Genomic DNA, 16,637 nt, shown 5'->3' with positions numbered 1-16,637 from the left:
CCTTGTGAGCATGATGCCGGTACACCTCATAGGAGTGAGTTATCGCCGGTGCAGGCGAAGCTGTGATGACAATTCGGTGACGTTTCCGTGACAGGCCGCGCTCATCGCGTCAGTGCCCAGAAAGCAACCACTATGCCCAGCGCCACCACCGCCGTGAGCGCGATCAGGACACGGTTGCTGTGTTCCTGGGCGCGCCGCAGTTTGTTCAGCTCGTCGAGCAGTTGCGGCGCAACGACGGGACGGCTGAGGTAATCATGAACCAGGCGCGGCATCGCGGGCAGCATCTGCGCCCACTGCACCGCTTCCTTGGACATCGCCTTCTTCAGACCATCGAACCCCATGCGCTGGCGCATCCAGCGCTCGAGATAGGGTTTGGCGGTCTTCCAGAGATCGAGGTTGGGATCGAGCTGCCGCCCCAGGCCTTCGACGTTGAGCAGGGTTTTTTGCAGCAGCACCAGCTGCGGCTGGATCTCGACGTTGAAGCGGCGCGAAGTCTGGAACAGGCGCAGCAGCACCTGCCCCAGCGAAATCTCGGAAAGCGGCCGATCGAAGTACGGCTCGCACACCGCGCGCACGGCGCCCTCGAGCTCTTCTTCGCGCGTGTCGGGCGGCACCCAGCCCGACTCGATGTGCAACTGCGCCACACGGCGATAGTCGCGATGGAAGAAAGCGAGGAAGTTCTGCGCCAGATAATTTTTGTCGAACTCCGACAGCGAGCCCACGATGCCGAAATCGAGCGCGATGTAGCGCCCCAGCGTCTCGGGCTTATCGGACACATAGATGTTGCCCGGGTGCATGTCGGCATGGAAAAAGCCGTCGGTGAACACCTGGGTGAAGAAAATCTCGACGCCACTGCGGGCCAGCGTGGCGATGTCGATGCCGGCGGCGCGCAGGCGATCCACCTGCCCCACCGGAATGCCGTACATGCGCTCCATCGTGAAGACGGTGCTCGCCGTGAACTCCCAGATCACCTCGGGCACGATCAGCATGTCGCCGCGGCCCGATTCGGGACCGAAGTTGCGGCGCAACTGGCTGCAATTCGAGGCCTCGCGCACCAGATCCAGCTCGTCGTGCAGGTACTTGTCGAACTCGGCAACCACTTCGCGCGGCTTGAGCCGGCGGCCGTCGTCGCCCAGGCGCTCGATCACGCGCGCCACGATGCGCAACAGCGACATGTCCTGTTCGATCACGGCCAGCATGCCGGGCCGCAGCACTTTGACGGCCACTTCGCGGCCATCGTGCAGCACGGCGAAGTGCACCTGCGCGATCGAGGCCGAGGCCACCGGATCGACGTCGAACTGGGCGAACAGCTGCGCGGGCGGCGCGCCGAGCGCCGCCTCGATCATGGCGGCGGCCTGCGCCGACGGAAACGGCGGCACGCGGTCCTGCAGCAGCGCAAGCTCGTTGGCGATGTCGGCCGGAATCAGATCGCGCCGGGTCGAGAGCACCTGACCGAACTTGACGAAGATCGGGCCCAGCGACTCGAGCGCGCGGCGCAGGCGCACGCCGCGCGGCGTACGCGGCCGCGTGCCGAAGCGCATCACGCGCAACAGCAGCGTGGCCACGGGATGGTTGATGCTCGACAGCACCAGCTCGTCGAGCCCATAGCGCAGCGAGACGACGATGATGCGCAGCAGACGCAGGAGAGTCATCATCGCGCGCCCCTCACCGCGGCCTGACGGCCCAGGCGGGCATCGAGCGCGCTCAGCCGGCGGGCCAGCGCATCGGTGTCGGTGCCGAGCTGATCGAGGTCGAGGCGCCACTGCGCCAGGGCGGGCCGGCTGGTCAGCACGGCGCGCTCTTCGGCCAGGTATTCGGAGATGTTCTGTGCCAGGCGCAGCGCGGCGCCACGCACGAAGTCGTTAAGCGCGCGGGCACCGCCCAGCAGGCGCGCCGCGGGCACGTCGCCGATGCGCTGCGCGAGCTCGTCTTCGACGTCCCAACGCAGATCGCGCGCCAGGTCGGCCACGACCTGCGCCAGCGCGGCGTCACCGGAAATGTGCGTGAGCTCGGCCACGTCGGGCCGCGTGCCAGCCGGGCGCACGCCGGGCAGCAGGCTCGCCAGGCTCAGGCGCTCGGGCACGCCCGACAGCGTGACGTCGGCCACGACCGCAGGATCGGCCACGTCCACCTGCCCATCGCTCGTGATGGTGAGCGACAGCGAGAAATTGCCCAGCGCGAAACGCACGGTCTTGCCGGCGTGACGCACGAGACGCGCGCTCGCCCACGGCTCGCGCGCAAGCAGCGCGTTGAGCAGGCGCACGACGAATCGCGATGGCGGGGGCAGGACGGAAAAGGGCGCGGGCAAAGGCAGCATCGGGAATCATGCGGCCGCGCAAGCGGCCAGGGAGGTCCGGTATGAACTTAGGCAGTTTACCGGTTTAATACGCCGCGCTAATCGCGGCCCTCTCCCTAACGAGCGAACCGGCCCAGGGCATGCGCCACAAGACCGGTTCAGGGGTAAAGCATCGAGGTGGACCGGGCGCCGGCCGGGGCCGGCGCCGGAAGGCGCGATCAGCTCGCGTATTCCACCGGGATCTGCTGGATGCCGGCCAGGAGCCAGCCGCCGTTCGCGGGCTTGAACAGGTTCCAGACCTCTTCGAAGCGGAAGGCTTCGGCGCCGGCCTCTTCGCGCAGCATGCCCGAGAAGCGCACGCTGGCCAGGTGGCCGTCGGAGACGGTCTCGATGCCCAGCAGCTCGGCGTTGAGCAGCACGACTTCGGTCTTGTTGGCGTCGCCGGCACGGGCCTCGAGCTGCGGCTTGAGTTCGATGATCAGGTCATCGGTCAGCAGGTCGCGCAGGCTTTCGACGTTGCCGCTGTCCCAGATGCCCTGGATGCGAACGAACTGTTCTTTGGCCTGTTGCAGGAAGCGCGGCGTATCGAAGTCGCCCGGGATGAACCAGTTGCCATCCTCGCCTGCCTTGGGCAGCGCGGCAGCGGCCGGTGCAGCGGCGGCGGCAGCCACCGGCGCGGCGGCCGGCTGGGCGGCCGGAGCCGGCTGCGTGGGCTTGAGCGCCTCACGCCACATCGGCTGGTTGCCCTGGCCGTTGTTGTTGCCGTTGGCGTTGTTGTTGCCGTAGGCGCCTTGCATGGCCGGACGCTGGCCACCGCCACGCAGACGGCGAACCAGGAAGATCACGGCGAACACGACGAGTGCGATCAGCAGCGCGCTGCTCAGGAACTCGAGGAAGGCGCCCGACAGGCCCATGTGCGACAGCAGCGCGGCGATACCCAGACCGGCGGCGATGCCGGCGATGGGACCCAGCCAGCGCGACGCGCCGCTGCGCGCGGCGGCGCCGGCGGCAGCGGTGCCCGCGGCGGCGGTACCGGCGGTGGCGGCGGTGCCGCCCGCGGTGGTGCCCGCGCCCGGCGTGGCCGGAGGCGTGGTGGCCTGGCGTTGCGTGGTCACGTTGCTCGATTGACGGCCGGCGCTGCTGCCACCGCCTGCACGGCGGGCTTCAGCGTCGAAGGAAGCCGTGATCAGCACGGCGCCCGACACGGCGATCAGCGCCGCGGCGAGAGTTCGGGAGAGACCCCGGGAAAAACCGATTCGGGACATCGCAATATGCTCCTCGTATACAAGCATGAGCGCTCCCCCGCAGGAGCGCAGCGCGCCCGGCCTGTGGCCGGGGCACACATTAGTGATTCTGTGGTGTAAGGGTCGGGGACTGCGCGCGCCGGGCGGGGTGCCCTGCCGGCGTGAAGGTAACCTGACCTTTTCTTACAGAAATCTGAATGGTCTAAGCATAACGGACAAGGCAGTCCGCCACAAGTTCCCCGGGGGGAGCGCTCAGCCCAGACGGACCCCTTCGTGGAGGGCGGCGACGCCGGCCGTCAGGTTGAAGTACTGGACCCGATCCAGGCCAGCGGTGCGCATCATGTCGGCCAGGGTGTCCTGGTCGGGATGCATGCGGATCGATTCGGCCAGATAGCGGTAGCTGGCCTCGTCGTTGGCGACCTTCTTGCCGAGCCAGGGCAGGATGTTGAAGGAATACCAGTCGTAGGCCGGCGCGAGCGGCTTGGCCACCCGCGAGAACTCCAGTACCAGCAGCTTGCCGCCGGGCTTGAGCACCCGCGTCATCTCGGCCAGCGCACGGTCCTTGTGGGTCATGTTGCGCAGGCCGAAGGCCACGCTCACGCGGTCGAAATAGCCATCCGGGAACGGCAGCTTCTCGGCGTCGCAGACGGCGGTGGGCAGGATCATGCCGCCATCCGTGAGACGGTCGCGGCCCACGCGCAGCATGGAGTCGTTGATATCGGTCAGCCACACTTCGCCGGTGGCGCCGGCGCGCTTGGCGAACGCACGGGCCAGATCGCCGGTACCGCCGGCGATGTCCAGCACCTTCATGCCGGGGCGGATGGCCGCGCGGCTGATCGTGAACGCTTTCCAGATGCGATGCAGGCCACCCGACATCAGGTCGTTCATGACGTCGTATTTGGCGGCGACCGAGTGGAACACTTCGGCGACCTTGCGGGCCTTGTCGGCCTCCGGCACGGACTGGAAGCCGAAGTGGGTGGACTGGCCGGCGTCGCCGGTATCGGAAGAGGAATGGGGGTTTTGCATAGTCGGATCTCGGGTATCACCCAATGGTAGCCGATCGGACCGGCATCCTTACGCGAATGGCAGAGGCGCGGCCTGAAGGATCCGTCACATACCTGAAATATTGCGGCCATACTATCGCAATGTTCGCGCAGCGCCTGCGCCCGACTGATGTGTAACACCATGTCCAGCACCATACTTGTCGTCGAAGACGAACCCGCCATCCAGGAACTTATCGCCGTCAATCTTTCGTTTGCCGGTCACAAGGTTCTCCGGGCCTTTGACGCAGAGCAGGCCCAGACGCTCATCCGCGCCGAACTGCCCGATCTGATCCTGCTCGACTGGATGCTGCCCGGCATGTCGGGCCTGTCGCTGGCCCGCAAGCTGCGCGACGAAGAGCGCACCCGCAGCGTGCCGGTCATCATGCTGACCGCCAAGGGCGCGGAGCAGGACAAGGTCGACGGCCTCGAAGCCGGGGCCGACGATTACATCACCAAGCCGTTCTCCCCCAAGGAGCTGATGGCCCGCATCAAGGCCGTGCTGCGCCGCCGCGCGCCGCAGCTGACCGACGACATCATCGACGTCGCGGGCCTGCGCCTGGATCCGGTCACGCACCGCCTGGCCGGCAACAGCCAGTCGCTGCAGATCGGCCCCACCGAGTTCCGCCTGCTGCACTTCTTCATGACGCACCCGGAACGCGTGTTCTCGCGTTCGCAACTGCTCGATCAGGTCTGGGGCGACCACGTGTTCGTCGAAGAGCGCACGGTGGACGTCCACATCCGCCGCCTGCGCAAGGCCCTGGAACCCAGCGGCCACGATGCGCACGTCGAGACGGTGCGCGGCAGCGGGTACCGGTTTACGGCACAGGTCCCGGCGCGGTAAAAATCCGCTCACGATGATCTGGCTACGCACTCTCATACTGGCCGCGTTCTGGGCGGTCGTGGCCCTGTTCGCGAACTGGGCCATCGGCTCCCCCGCGGGCTGGATGGTGTTTTCGGCGGCCCTGCTGGTGATGCTGGTCTGGCGCAGCTGGCGCCTGCAGCTGGTGTCGCACTGGGCGCACAATCCCGACACGGCGCCGCCCGCGTCGGTCGGCCCCTGGGACGACATCCTCGCGCCGCTCTACCGCTACACGCGCCGCCGCTCGCGCGAGATCCAGGAAATGCGCGACACCATGCAAAGCATGCTGGCGGCCGCGCAGGCCCTGCCCGACGGCGTGGTGACACTGAACGAAGACTTCCAGATCGACTGGGCCAACCGGATGGCGCGCCGCCATCTCGGGCTGCGGCTGCCGGCCGATCGGGGCCACAACCTGTTCAATCTGCTGCGCGCGCCCGAGTTCGTGGCCTACGCCCATCGCGGTGACTGGCCCGAGCCCCTGCTGGTGCGGCTCACGCTCAACGGCCAGGAGCGCGTCATGATGATGCAGCTGGCCGCGTATGCACGCAATCAGCGCCTGCTGATCTCGCGCGACGTCACGCAGATCGAACGGCTCGAAACCACCCGGCGCGACTTCGTGGCGAACGTCTCGCACGAGCTGCGCACGCCGCTCACCGTGCTGGCGGGCTTTCTCGAAACCCTGCGCGACATGCCGTCCGAGGCCATCGGCCCCGAGCAGCGCGAACAGTATCTCGGCATGATGCTCGAGCAGGCGCAGCGCATGCAGGCCATCGTCGAAGACCTGCTGACGCTCTCCACGCTCGAATCCTCGCCCGGCTCGGATCCGGTGGCCGTGAACACCGCCTCGCTGCTGCAGACCGCGCGTCAGCAGGTCGAGGCGCTGTCCGGCGGACGGCATGTGTTCCAGTGGCACATCGACGAGACGCTCGACGTGCTCGGCAATGCCTCGGAGCTGGCCTCGGCCTTCTCGAATCTGCTGACCAACGCCGTGCGCTATACGCCCGACGAGGGCACGATCACGGTCCACTGGGCCGGCACCCCCGACGGCGGCGCGCGCTACAGCGTGCAGGACACCGGCATCGGCATCCCGGCGCGCCACATCCCGCGCCTGACCGAGCGCTTCTACCGCGTCGACCGCGGCCGCTCGCGGGCCGTGGGCGGCACCGGCCTGGGCCTGGCCATCACCAAGCACATCGCCATGCGGCACGACGCCGAGCTGCTGATCGAGAGCGAGCCCGGCAAGGGCAGCCTCTTCTCGCTGCAGTTCCCTCCCGAGCGCATCGCGGGCGCGGAGCTGTCCGACTGATTCGCGTGATGGCAGGACACAGGCCACGCTGCCCCGGCGGCATAATGCGGCCTGTGTCTTTCCTGCTCTCACCGGCATCATGCGCATCCTCGTGATCGAAGACGAGCTCAAGCTCGCCGACTACCTGCATAAAGGCCTGTCCGAACAAAGCCACGTGGTCGACCTGGCCCGTGACGGCGTCGATGGCCGTCATCTGGCGATCGAGGGCGATTACGACCTTGTCGTGCTGGATGTGAATCTGCCTGGCATCGATGGGTTCGGTGTGCTGGCGGAGATGCGGGCCCGGCGCGCCGACACGCCGGTCCTGATGCTCACCGCGCGCGACAAGATCGAAGACCGCGTGCGCGGCCTCGAGGGCGGCGCCGACGATTATCTGGTCAAGCCTTTCGCGTTTTCCGAGTTGCTCGCCCGCGTGCATGCGCTGGGCCGGCGCGGCCGCAGCCAGGAGCCCACGGTGTTGCGCCTGGCCGACCTCGAACTCGACCTCGTCAGCCGCAAGGCGCAGCGCGGCGGCCAGCGCCTCGACCTCACGGCCAAAGAATTCTCCCTGCTCAGCCTACTGCTGCGCCGGCAGGGCCAGGTGCTGTCGCGCGCCACGCTGGCAGAGCAGGTCTGGGACATGAACTTCGACAGCGACACGAACGTGATCGAGGTCGCGGTGCGGCGGCTGCGGGGCAAGCTCGATGATCCCTACGCACAGCGCCTGCTGCACACGGTGCGGGGCATGGGCTATGTCCTGGAATCGCGCGCATGAGTGCCGGGCCCGTGCGCGCGCACCGCGCGCCGTCCATGCAGACGCGCCTGATCCTCTGGCTGGGCGCCATCTCCCTCGCCCTGTCGGCCGTGGCCGGCATGACGCTGCTGTGGGCGCTCGAGCGCGAAATGCGGCAGCAGGAAGTGACCGAGGCGCGCGGCAAGGCCGAGCTGATCGCGCATCTGGTCGGCATGACGCCCGGCTCGCACGATCGACATAGCCTGGACGCGACGCTGGACAACATGCGCACCGGCCACGGCAACCTCGCGATCTGGCTGACCGACGGCGATCAGGTGCTCTATGGTCCGGCCGCGCCGCGGCTGCGCGCGCTGCGGGGCGACGAAATCGAGATCGAAGCCCCCGACGGCCAGGTGCTGCGCGGCGTGCAGGTGCCGCTCGACGCCCACGAGCGCCCCGGCGCGCGCCTGACGGTGGCCGTCAGCACCCGCGCGGGCGGGCAATTCCTGGTCGCGTATGGCTCCGTGGTCGCGCTCATCTGCGCCCTGTGGGTCGGTGCCACCGTGGCGCTGGCGGCCTGGGCGGTGCGGCGCACGCTCGCACCGGTGGGCCGGCTGTCGCGCCTGGCTGCGGCGATCCGCGCCGATCAGCCGCACGAGCGGCTGCCCGTCGCGGGCATCGATCGCGAGCTGGCCGATCTGGTGGCCGCGTTCAATCACACCCTCGAACGCCTGCAGTCCGCCTATCAGCAGATGGAAGGCTTCAATGCCGACGTCGCGCACGAGTTGCGCACGCCGCTCGCCACGCTGATCAACGGCACCCAGGTGACGCTGGCCTCCGAGCGCTCGCCGCACGAACTGCGCGACACGCTGGCCTCGCATCTCGAAGAGCTCGAGAACCTCAGCTCGCTCGTCAACGACATGCTTTTTCTGGCGCGGGCCGACGGCGGTGAACGCGCCGCGGAGCTCGGCCTCGTGCCGATCGAACAGGAGGCGCGGCGCGTCGCGGAATTCTACGAAGCCGATCTGGAAGACCGTGGCCTGCGTCTGCGTATCGAGGGCCGTGCCACGGCACAGGCCAACGCCCGCCTGCTGCGCCGCGCGCTGGCCAATCTGGTGGCCAACGCGGTCCGCGCCACACCGGCCGGCGGCGAGATCGTGATCGTCTGCACGCCGGCACCGGACGCAGCAGGCGGCGCGATCGACATCACGGTGCGCAACCCCGGCATGCCCATCCCGGCGGCCGAGCTGCCGCGGCTGTTCGACCGCTTTTTCCGAGGCGGACCGCCGCCCGCGGCCGGGCCGGAACGCGTGCCGGGCCACGGGCTCGGGCTGGCGATCGTGCGGGCGATCGCACGCATGCATGGCGGCACCGTGCACGCCCGCAGCGGCGACGGCGCCACCGAAATCGGCCTGGCGCTGCCCGCGGCGCACATTACCGAAAAGTAATGTGGGCGTCAGGCAGGGGTCACCGGGCGGGCCCTACAGTGCAGGGATCCCCCTCCTCGCCGACGCGCTCATGCCCTCTCTTTTGCATTCACTCCGTTTGCCGCTGGCCGCGCTGCTGCTGGCCACGACCGCCCTGCCGCTGCACGCCGCGCCCGGCGCGCCGCACACGCACGGCGCCGCGCACGACCGTGCGCACGACCCCGTGCATCCCGCCCCCGCCGAAGACGGAACGGGTGTGCCGGGACAGGCGGGCGCGGTCACGCGCACGATCGAGGTCGATATGGGCGACGACATGCGCTTCACGCCGGCGGCGTTCGACGTGCGCGCCGGCGAGACCGTGCGCATCGCGCTGCGCAACCGCGGCATGCTGCGTCACGAGCTCGTGCTGGGTAATGCCCAGACCCTGGCCGCCCACTACGACGCCATGCTGGCGCGTCCCGGCATGACGCACGAACACACCGCGAACGCCCTGTCGCTGGACGGCGGCGAAACGGGCGAGCTGCTCTGGCGCTTTACCGACGCCGGCACCGTGAGCTTTGCCTGCCTCGAGCCCGGCCACTATCCGGCCGGCATGCGCGGCGAAGTCAGGGTACGCTGATACCGACCCTGCGCAGCGCCGCACGCCCGCGCCCCGCGCGCCCTTCACAGGACGACACCATGTCTCTCCCGCTTTCTTCGCACGGCGCGCGCCGCCGTCTGCTCCTCGGCGCCGTGGGCGCCCTCGCGCTCACGCCGCTGGCATTGCGCGCGCAAGCCGCCCCCCGCCATGTCGATGTCTGGAAAACGCCGTCCTGCGGCTGCTGCGGCGACTGGGTCACCCACCTGGAACAGGCCGGCTATCACGTGAAGGTTCACGAGGTGAACGACACGGCGCGGGTGCGCGCACGCGTCGGCATCGACCCCCGGTATGGCTCCTGCCACACCGCGCTGATCGACGGCTACGGCCTCGAAGGTCACGTGCCCGCCGAGGACATCGCCACCCTGCTCGCGCAGCGCCCGGCCGGTTCCGGCCTCGCGGTGCCGGGCATGCCCGTCGGCTCGCCCGGGATGGACGGCGAGGTGTATGGCGACCGGCGCGACGATTACGACGTGCTGCTGGTGCAGCGCGACGGCAGCGCCCGCGTGTGGCGCGCGGTGCGGGCCGCGAGCTGAAGCTTTCGCTGAGCATGGGCGCGGTGAGGCCCGCGCGCTGACGCTTCCCGGGTATGGCGCGTGCTGCGGGTCATGACCTGACGCTTGCGCGGCCAGGCCTGCGCGGCCCGGCCTGCCTGGCGCGGCCCGAGCGGCCCCGGCATGCCCCGTGAGGGCTGGCCAGCACCGCTGGCCGGTGCCCAATCGAGAACGATTCTCCACAAGGCCCAAATGGGCATAGGCCCCGGACGGTCGGCTCTGCGTCACAATGAAAGGCCGGGGCGGATCTTCATCGATCCGCCATTCGGTTTTTCCCCAACCCGGGGTTCGCCCCGCCGACACGAGTAACTCCATGGCCCGTATCGTCCTGTTCGAGAACATCCATCCCAGCGCCCGCGCCGTCTTCGAGGCCGCCGGCTACACCGACATCGCCACCTACGGCGCCGCCCTGCCTCCCTCGGAGCTGCGTGCCGCCCTCGCCGGTGCCGAAGTGGTGGGGATCCGTTCTCGCACTCACCTGGATGCCGAGCTGTTTGCCGCCAATCCCGACGTGCGCGTGGTGGGCTGCTTCTGCATCGGGACCAACCAGGTCGACGTCGACAGCGCCATGAAGCGCGGCGTGCCCGTGTTCAACGCACCGTTCTCCAATACCCGTTCGGTGGCCGAGCTGGTGCTGGGCGAGGCGATCCTGCTGCTGCGCCGCATCCCCGAAAAGAACGCCCGCGTGCATGAGGGCTACTGGGACAAGACCGCCGCCGGCGCCTTCGAGGCGCGCGGCAAGACCCTCGGCATCGTGGGCTACGGCAACATCGGCTCGCAGATCAGCACGCTGGCCGAAGCGATCGGCATGCGCGTCGTCTATCACGACGTCGAAGCCAAGCTGCCGCTGGGCAACGCCCGCGCGGCCGCGTCGCTGGCCGAGTTGCTGGAGCAGTCCGACGTGGTCACGTTGCACGTGCCCGGCGGCAAGAGCACCGAGAACATCATCAACGCCGAGACGCTCACGCTCATGAAGCGTGGCGCGATCCTGATCAACGCCTCGCGCGGCACGGTGGTCGACATCGACGCGCTGCACGGCGCGCTCACCAGCGGGCATCTGGCAGGCGCCGCGCTCGACGTGTTCCCCACCGAGCCCAAGGGCGCGGGCGAACCGCTGGCAAGCCCGCTCATCGGCCTGCCCAACGTGATCCTCACGCCGCACATCGGCGGCAGCACGCAGGAGTCCCAGGAAAACATCGGCCGCGAAGTGGCCGAGAAGCTGGTGCGCTACATCCAGGCCGGCACGACCAAGACGGCGGTCAACTTCCCCGAGCTGCCCTACCTCGAACCGGCCGGCTCCACGCGCATCCTGCACGTGCACCGCAACGCGCCGGGCGCGCTCGGCACGCTCGACAACCTGCTGGCCGAGCAGGGGCTCAACATCCTGAGCCAGACCCTGCAGACGCGCGGCCAGATCGGCTACGTCATCACCGACGTCGACGGCCAGGTCAGCGACACCGTGCTGAGCGCCCTGCGCAGCCATCCCATCACGGTCCGCTGCGACCGCATCTGAGGCCGGCGGCCAGGGCGCCTCGCGCCCTGGCGGTCGAGGCGCCGCGCGTACCTATGGCCGCGCGGCCTCTTCCAGGCAAGCCACCATCTTCGCCGCCAGCGGCGAACGCTCCATCGGCAAGCGGCCGATCACCCCGATCTCGCGCTCCAGCGTCGCATCGCCCAGCGGCAGCAGCCGCATGCCGCGCAGGTTCAGATGACGCGCGTGCGGCAGCAGCGCGACCCCCAGCCCCGCTCGCACCAGATTGGCGAGCGCGTCGATCTCGTCGAGCTCGATCGCGTCGCGCACGGCCAGGCGATGACGCTTGAGAAACAGATCCACCACCCGCCCGCCGAACGATGAACGGTCGTAGCGCAGGAAGGGCTGCTGCGTGATCAGCTCGCGCCACGGCGCCTCGGGACAGGCCTGCGGCACGGCCAGCAGCACCGGCTCGCGCACCAGGCTGCGCCAGCCCAGTTCCGGCGGCAGGGAAAACGGCGGGCGGATCAGCACGGCGAGGTCCACCTCGCCCGAGTCCACCTGACCGAGCAGATTGAGCGAGACGCCGGGCACCAGCCGCACCCGCACCTCGGGATAGGCGGCGCGAAACGAGGCCAGCGCGCGCACCAGCAGATCCTGCTGCACCGAGGCGATCGCGCCGATGCGCAGCAACCCGCTCACGCGGGCCGCGCCCACATCGCTGGCCATGCGCTCGGCCAGGGCCAGCATCTCTTCGGCCTGCGGCACCATCTCGCGCCCATGGGCATTGAGCACGGCCGACTTGCCGGTGCGTTCGAAGAGCGTCACGCCCAGCTGATCTTCGAGCCTGCGCATCTGCGCGCTCACCGCCGACTGGGTCAGGCCCAGCTGCCGCCCGGCGCCGGTGAAGGTGCCGTCGCGCGCAACGGCCAGGAAAGTGCGGAGTTCGCGGATCATGTCGCCCGAGTCTCAATAATTTCGATGCTCAGGCCAGAAATTAATCGTTTTTCTATCAAAAAACCAATCAGTAAACTAACGACATCGCAGCAATTCGCTGCTCAACCCGCTTTTGGAGCCGCCATGACCGCCCAAACCGCCATACCCCCGTTCCACCTTGCCTTCCCGGTCCGCGATCTGGCCGAAGCCCGTCAGTTCTACGGCGACCTGCTGGGCTGTAGCGAGGGGCGCAGCTCCCCCGAGTGGATCGACTTCAACTTCTACGGCCACCAGATCGTGGCTCACCTGGCTCCCTCCGAATGCGGCGCCAACGCCACCAATGCCGTAGACTCGCACAACGTGCCCGTGCGCCACTTCGGCGTGGTCCTGTCGATGGAACAATGGGAAGCCATGGCCAAGAAGCTGACCGACGCCGGCACCGAGTTCGTCATCGAGCCCTATGTCCGCTTCAAGGGCGAAGTCGGCGAACAGGCCACGATGTTCTTCCTGGATCAATCCGGTAACGCACTGGAATTCAAGGCCTTCAAGAACATAGAATCGCTGTTTGCCAAATAACGCCTCATTGCCACGCAGGTTTCGCCGTTGCCAGAGTCTTCAAACCCCTCCTCCCCGGCCGAAACCGCGTGGCAGATCCTGCCGCAGGGTGATCGCTGCCTGGTGATCCAGCTGGGCGATACGATCAGCGAGGCCGTCGGCCAGCAATGCCTGGGCCTCGCTCAGGCATTGCGCGACGCCGCCTGGCCCGGCGTCACCGACGTCGTGCCGTCGTTCACCAAGGTGGCCGTGCATTACCGCCCGCTGCCCGACGGCAGTGGCCCCACCTTCGCGTCACTGCGCACCCTCATCGAGGCCCGTCTTCAGGACGGCATCGTGGTGGCCGAACGGGCCAGCCGCGAGGTGAGCATTCCCGTCTGCTACGGCGGCGAGCACGGCCCCGACCTCGACGACGTCGCGCGGGCCGCAGGCATTTCGCCGCAGGCCGTCATCGATCTGCATACCCAGCCGGGCGCCATGGTCTACATGCTCGGCTTCGCGCCCGGCCATGCCTACATCGGCGTGCACGACGAGCGCCTGGGCATCGGCCGCCGGGACACGCCGCGCGCGGTGGTGCCGATCGGCTCGGTCGCCATCGCGAATCGTCAGTCCGTCATTTATCCCAATCGCCTCCCGGGTGGCTGGAACATCATCGGCGCCACCCCGCTCACGATGTTCGATCCGGCGCGCGATCCGGCCGCCCTGCTGCAGCCCGGCGACCGCATCCGCTTCGTGGCCATCGACGAGGCCGAGTTCGATCGCCTGCGCGCCCAGGAAACGCCATGAGCATCACCGTTCAAAAGCCCGGCCTGCTCTCCACCTTCCAGGATGAAGGGCGCGCGGGCTATCAGCATCAGGGCATTCCGGCGGCCGGCGCCATGGATGCGCGGTCGCACCGCCTGGCCAACACGCTGGCCGGCAACGAAGCCGACGAAGCCACGCTCGAGATCACGCTGATGGGCCCGACCCTGCGCTTCGACGCACCGGCCTGTATCGCCCTGAGCGGCGCTGACCTGAGCGCCACGCTCGATGGCGAGCCGCTGCCGCTCTCGCGCCCGCTGGTGGTGCGCGCGGGCGCCACGCTGGCCTTCGGCGCACCGCAGGTCGGCGCCCGCGCCTACCTCGCCGTGCATGGCGGATTCGCGCTCACGCCGGTGATGGGCAGCTACAGCACCTATTTGCGCAGCGGCTTTGGTGGCCTCGAGGGTCGCGCGCTGCGGCGCGGCGATCAGATCGCCTTCAAGCGCACGCTCATCGACGACACGCCGCGCATCGACGCGCTCGCGCGCGAGCTCTGGGACCTGCGCATCTACCTGCCGGCCACGCTGCGCGCGCTGCAGCGGCCCAGCGTGCGGTTCCTGCCCGGCTTGCACTGGGACGAATTCAACGAAGCGTCGCGCCACGCCTTCAGCACCGGCAGCTATCGCATCAGCCCGCAGTCCGACCGCATGGGCTACCGGCTCGACGGCCCCACGCTGGTCATGACGACGCCGCGCCAGATCCTCTCCGAGGCCACCAGCTTCGGCACGGTGCAGGTGCCCGCGGGCGGACAGGCCATCGTGCTGATGGCCGACCGCCAGACCACCGGCGGCTATCCCAAGCTCGCGCAGATCGCGGCGGTCGACCTGCCCGTGCTGGCGCAGTGCGCGCCCGGCCAATCGCTGCAGTTCAGTCCGATCGAGCTCGCGCAGGCCCAGTCGCTCGACGCGGCGCGCGCGCGGGCATTCCATACCTTGGCCGAGTCGCTCGCCCCGATGCGCGCGCAGCTGGCCCACCACACACAGCACACCGGGGAGTCCGCATGAGCATCACTCTCGACCTCAATTGCGACATGGGCGAAAGCTACGGCGCCTGGACCATGGGCAACGACGCGGCGATTCTGCCCTTCGTGTCGTCGGCCAATATTGCCTGTGGGTATCACGGTGGCGACCCCGCCACGATGCGCCGCACGGTGGCGGCGGCGCTCGAGCACGGCGTCGCGCTCGGCGCGCATCCTTCGCTGCCCGATCTGGTCGGCTTCGGCCGCCGTCCCATGCAGATCTCGCCGCAGGAGGCCTACGACATGGTGGTGGTGCAGGTCGGCGCGCTGGCCGGCGTTGCCGCGTCGCAAGGCGCGCGTCTGCATCACGTAAAGGCGCACGGCGCCCTCTACAACATGGCCGCCAAAGACGGCGCGCTGGCCCGGGCGATCTGCACCGCCGTGCGCGATGTGGATGCCGAGCTGGTGCTGTATGGTCTGGCGGGCAGCCAGTGGGTCGACGCGGCACAGGGCGCGGGGCTGCAACTGGCCCAGGAAGTGTTCGCCGACCGCTCGTACCAGGACGACGGTTCGCTCACGCCGCGTACTCAGGCGGGCGCCATGATCACCGATGTGGATCAGGCCGTGGCCCAGGTGCTGCACATGGTGCAGCAGCGCGCCGTCACCTCGCTCAACGGCAAGCGTGTGCCGCTCGAGCCCGACACGCTGTGCCTGCATGGCGACCAGCCCGATGCGCTGGCCTTCGCCACGGCCATCCGGGCCGCGCTCGAGCAGGCGGGCATCACCGTGCGCGCGCCGGGCAAACGCCGCTGAACGCCACGCCGAGCCCCCGATAAAAAACGGCCGCTGGAGCGGCCGTTTTTTCGTTGCAGCGGATCGCGCGCCGGGCGCTCAATACGCGCGCAGGCGTTCCTCGGCCTCGTCGTCGGCCACGTCGACCACGACCTGGGCGTAGGCGTGCAACACCTGCCCCAGCATCTCCTGCACGCGGTCGCGCGCGACCTGTGCCGCGCGGTTCAGCTCGCCCTGACCGAGCGCCTCGGCGATCCCCGAGTGATAGGTGTCGTAAGCGATATCCGCCAGTTGATGCCGCAGAAGGTTGAAGCGCAGCGGTTCGACCTGCTCGGTGAGACGATCGAGCGTGTCGGCCAGCGGCACGTTGTCGGTGTAGCGGGCGCACGCGAGATAGAAGGCGCGCAGCGCGTTGATGTAGCCGACTACGTCACGGGCGGCATGCGTGCGCGCGAGCACGGCGTCGTGGTCTTTGAGGGCGCGCAGCAGGCGCACCAGGTCGGGCTGACCCGCGAGCTGGGCGATGCTGTAGGAAGCGAGCTCGGCACGCAGCAGGAAGATGTCGCGGATCTCGTCTTCGGTATAGCGGCGGATGCGAAAGCCCTTGCGCTGCAGATGCACCACCAGCCCGCTCAGCTCGAGCAGCCGGAGCGCCTCGCGGATCGGGCTGCGGCTCGTGCCGAAACGCTGCTCCAGCTCCTGCTCGCGCAGGGGCTGTCCAGGCCGAAACGTACCGTCGACTATCAGCTCACGAATCTGTTCCTTGAGAAAGTACGGAATCGTGGCCGGCGCTTTCACGTCCAAAGTAAATCCCTTTGCAGACCGCGGCGGATCTTCTAAATATTAAGAAGATACTAGATAAACATTGAAACACAAAGGGACAGAGCTGACTTAATGTGAAACAGTACGAATTCTTCTCGGCCCCAGAGAGCCGGGTCAATTGCAACAGTAAAGATTCGCGGCAAGTTACCAACATCGGCGCCGCGAGATGAGCGCCCGACACTCACGCGGGCCGATCACGACCGCACTGAAGTGCAACAAGAAAT

The 16,637-nt window shown here is 68.5% G+C and carries 17 protein-coding genes; 11 read left to right on the top strand and 6 right to left on the bottom strand.

Going from position 1 to position 16,637, the window contains the following annotated elements; genetic code table 11:
* Positions 1-101: 101 nt before the first annotated feature.
* The 4 genes from ubiB to ubiE form a co-directional block, all read right to left on the bottom strand.
* Positions 102-1,655, bottom strand: a complete 1,554-nt coding sequence (gene ubiB, locus CEK29_RS01850; RefSeq protein WP_094798496.1) for a ubiquinone biosynthesis regulatory protein kinase UbiB — start codon at positions 1,653-1,655, stop codon at positions 102-104.
* Positions 1,652-2,317, bottom strand: a complete 666-nt coding sequence (locus CEK29_RS01845; RefSeq protein WP_094798495.1) for a ubiquinone biosynthesis accessory factor UbiJ — start codon at positions 2,315-2,317, stop codon at positions 1,652-1,654. Before CEK29_RS01845 ends, ubiB begins: the two co-directional genes overlap by 4 nt.
* Positions 2,318-2,514: 197 nt before the next feature.
* Positions 2,515-3,561 (bottom strand): Tim44 domain-containing protein, encoded by a 1,047-nt coding sequence (locus CEK29_RS01840; protein WP_094857176.1) that lies wholly within the window; start codon positions 3,559-3,561, stop codon positions 2,515-2,517.
* 231 nt (positions 3,562-3,792) lie between these two features.
* The gene (gene ubiE / locus CEK29_RS01835; protein WP_094857175.1) at positions 3,793-4,566 is read right to left on the bottom strand and encodes a bifunctional demethylmenaquinone methyltransferase/2-methoxy-6-polyprenyl-1,4-benzoquinol methylase UbiE; all 774 of its coding nucleotides are present in this window, start codon (positions 4,564-4,566) and stop codon (positions 3,793-3,795) included.
* Between the two features lie 159 nt (positions 4,567-4,725).
* On the opposite strand from ubiE, the gene phoB reads away from it, so the two are divergent.
* From phoB to serA, 7 genes are all read left to right on the top strand, one after another.
* Complete coding sequence (gene phoB, locus CEK29_RS01830) at positions 4,726-5,424, top strand: phosphate regulon transcriptional regulator PhoB (RefSeq protein ID WP_094798492.1); 699 nt, start codon at positions 4,726-4,728, stop codon at positions 5,422-5,424.
* Positions 5,425-5,437: 13 nt separating this feature from the next.
* Positions 5,438-6,748 (top strand): phosphate regulon sensor histidine kinase PhoR, encoded by a 1,311-nt coding sequence (gene phoR / locus CEK29_RS01825; protein ID WP_094798491.1) that lies wholly within the window; start codon positions 5,438-5,440, stop codon positions 6,746-6,748.
* 79 nt (positions 6,749-6,827) lie between these two features.
* Positions 6,828-7,502, top strand: a complete 675-nt coding sequence (locus tag CEK29_RS01820; RefSeq protein WP_094798490.1) for a heavy metal response regulator transcription factor — start codon at positions 6,828-6,830, stop codon at positions 7,500-7,502.
* On the top strand, positions 7,499-8,908 hold the full coding sequence (locus CEK29_RS01815; RefSeq protein ID WP_255176040.1) for a heavy metal sensor histidine kinase: 1,410 nt from the start codon (positions 7,499-7,501) through the stop codon (positions 8,906-8,908). Before CEK29_RS01820 ends, CEK29_RS01815 begins: the two co-directional genes overlap by 4 nt.
* Before the next feature lie 70 nt (positions 8,909-8,978).
* A complete protein-coding gene (locus CEK29_RS01810) occupies positions 8,979-9,506 on the top strand; it encodes a cupredoxin domain-containing protein (protein WP_094857174.1) in 528 nt (175 codons plus the stop codon).
* Between the two features lie 59 nt (positions 9,507-9,565).
* Complete coding sequence (locus CEK29_RS01805) at positions 9,566-10,060, top strand: DUF411 domain-containing protein (protein WP_094857173.1); 495 nt, start codon at positions 9,566-9,568, stop codon at positions 10,058-10,060.
* A 331-nt stretch (positions 10,061-10,391) separates the two neighbouring features.
* Positions 10,392-11,591 carry a phosphoglycerate dehydrogenase gene (serA, locus tag CEK29_RS01800; protein WP_094798487.1) on the top strand — a complete coding sequence of 400 codons (1,200 nt, stop codon included), beginning with the start codon at positions 10,392-10,394 and terminating at the stop codon, positions 11,589-11,591.
* A 51-nt stretch (positions 11,592-11,642) separates the two neighbouring features.
* Here serA and CEK29_RS01795 read toward each other — a convergent pair whose 3' ends face one another.
* Positions 11,643-12,506 carry a LysR family transcriptional regulator gene (locus tag CEK29_RS01795; RefSeq protein WP_094857172.1) on the bottom strand — a complete coding sequence of 288 codons (864 nt, stop codon included), beginning with the start codon at positions 12,504-12,506 and terminating at the stop codon, positions 11,643-11,645.
* Positions 12,507-12,629: 123 nt separating this feature from the next.
* Here CEK29_RS01795 and CEK29_RS01790 point away from each other — a divergent pair, with 123 nt between their 5' ends.
* From CEK29_RS01790 to CEK29_RS01775, 4 genes are read left to right on the top strand one after another with little or no spacing between them, the layout of a single operon-like run.
* Positions 12,630-13,061, top strand: coding sequence for a VOC family protein (locus CEK29_RS01790; protein WP_094798485.1), 432 nt, complete (start codon positions 12,630-12,632; stop codon positions 13,059-13,061).
* 27 nt (positions 13,062-13,088) lie between these two features.
* Entirely contained in the window at positions 13,089-13,826 is a 738-nt protein-coding gene (gene pxpB / locus CEK29_RS01785; protein WP_094857171.1) for a 5-oxoprolinase subunit PxpB, read from the top strand.
* The gene (locus CEK29_RS01780; RefSeq protein ID WP_094857170.1) at positions 13,823-14,845 is read left to right on the top strand and encodes a biotin-dependent carboxyltransferase family protein; all 1,023 of its coding nucleotides are present in this window, start codon (positions 13,823-13,825) and stop codon (positions 14,843-14,845) included. The genes pxpB and CEK29_RS01780 overlap by 4 nt, the downstream gene beginning before the upstream one ends.
* Positions 14,842-15,612, top strand: coding sequence for a LamB/YcsF family protein (locus CEK29_RS01775; protein ID WP_094798482.1), 771 nt, complete (start codon positions 14,842-14,844; stop codon positions 15,610-15,612). The genes CEK29_RS01780 and CEK29_RS01775 overlap by 4 nt, the downstream gene beginning before the upstream one ends.
* Positions 15,613-15,690: 78 nt before the next feature.
* Here the strand turns inward: CEK29_RS01775 and CEK29_RS01770 are convergent, their stop codons facing one another.
* Entirely contained in the window at positions 15,691-16,389 is a 699-nt protein-coding gene (locus CEK29_RS01770) for a GntR family transcriptional regulator (RefSeq protein WP_440588298.1), read from the bottom strand.
* Positions 16,390-16,637 lie beyond the last annotated feature (248 nt).

This window comes from Bordetella genomosp. 5 (assembly GCF_002261475.1).
GTDB lineage: Bacteria > Pseudomonadota > Gammaproteobacteria > Burkholderiales > Burkholderiaceae_B > Bordetella.
The sequence above is the reverse complement of the archived record's forward strand: the minus strand, read 5'-3'. Positions and strand labels throughout refer to the sequence as shown.

Bases quoted from the DNA above. Each gene is read 5' to 3' on its own strand.
- ubiB (WP_094798496.1), bottom strand. From the start codon at position 1,655: ATGATGACTCTCCTGCGTCTGCTGCGCATCATCGTCGTCTCGCTGCGC.
- CEK29_RS01845 (WP_094798495.1), bottom strand. From the start codon at position 2,317: ATGCTGCCTTTGCCCGCGCCCTTTTCCGTCCTGCCCCCGCCATCGCGA.
- CEK29_RS01840 (WP_094857176.1), bottom strand. From the start codon at position 3,561: ATGTCCCGAATCGGTTTTTCCCGGGGTCTCTCCCGAACTCTCGCCGCG.
- ubiE (WP_094857175.1), bottom strand. From the start codon at position 4,566: ATGCAAAACCCCCATTCCTCTTCCGATACCGGCGACGCCGGCCAGTCC.
- phoB (WP_094798492.1), top strand. From the start codon at position 4,726: ATGTCCAGCACCATACTTGTCGTCGAAGACGAACCCGCCATCCAGGAA.
- phoR (WP_094798491.1), top strand. From the start codon at position 5,438: ATGATCTGGCTACGCACTCTCATACTGGCCGCGTTCTGGGCGGTCGTG.
- CEK29_RS01820 (WP_094798490.1), top strand. From the start codon at position 6,828: ATGCGCATCCTCGTGATCGAAGACGAGCTCAAGCTCGCCGACTACCTG.
- CEK29_RS01815 (WP_255176040.1), top strand. From the start codon at position 7,499: ATGAGTGCCGGGCCCGTGCGCGCGCACCGCGCGCCGTCCATGCAGACG.
- CEK29_RS01810 (WP_094857174.1), top strand. From the start codon at position 8,979: ATGCCCTCTCTTTTGCATTCACTCCGTTTGCCGCTGGCCGCGCTGCTG.
- CEK29_RS01805 (WP_094857173.1), top strand. From the start codon at position 9,566: ATGTCTCTCCCGCTTTCTTCGCACGGCGCGCGCCGCCGTCTGCTCCTC.
- serA (WP_094798487.1), top strand. From the start codon at position 10,392: ATGGCCCGTATCGTCCTGTTCGAGAACATCCATCCCAGCGCCCGCGCC.
- CEK29_RS01795 (WP_094857172.1), bottom strand. From the start codon at position 12,506: ATGATCCGCGAACTCCGCACTTTCCTGGCCGTTGCGCGCGACGGCACC.
- CEK29_RS01790 (WP_094798485.1), top strand. From the start codon at position 12,630: ATGACCGCCCAAACCGCCATACCCCCGTTCCACCTTGCCTTCCCGGTC.
- CEK29_RS01780 (WP_094857170.1), top strand. From the start codon at position 13,823: ATGAGCATCACCGTTCAAAAGCCCGGCCTGCTCTCCACCTTCCAGGAT.
- CEK29_RS01775 (WP_094798482.1), top strand. From the start codon at position 14,842: ATGAGCATCACTCTCGACCTCAATTGCGACATGGGCGAAAGCTACGGC.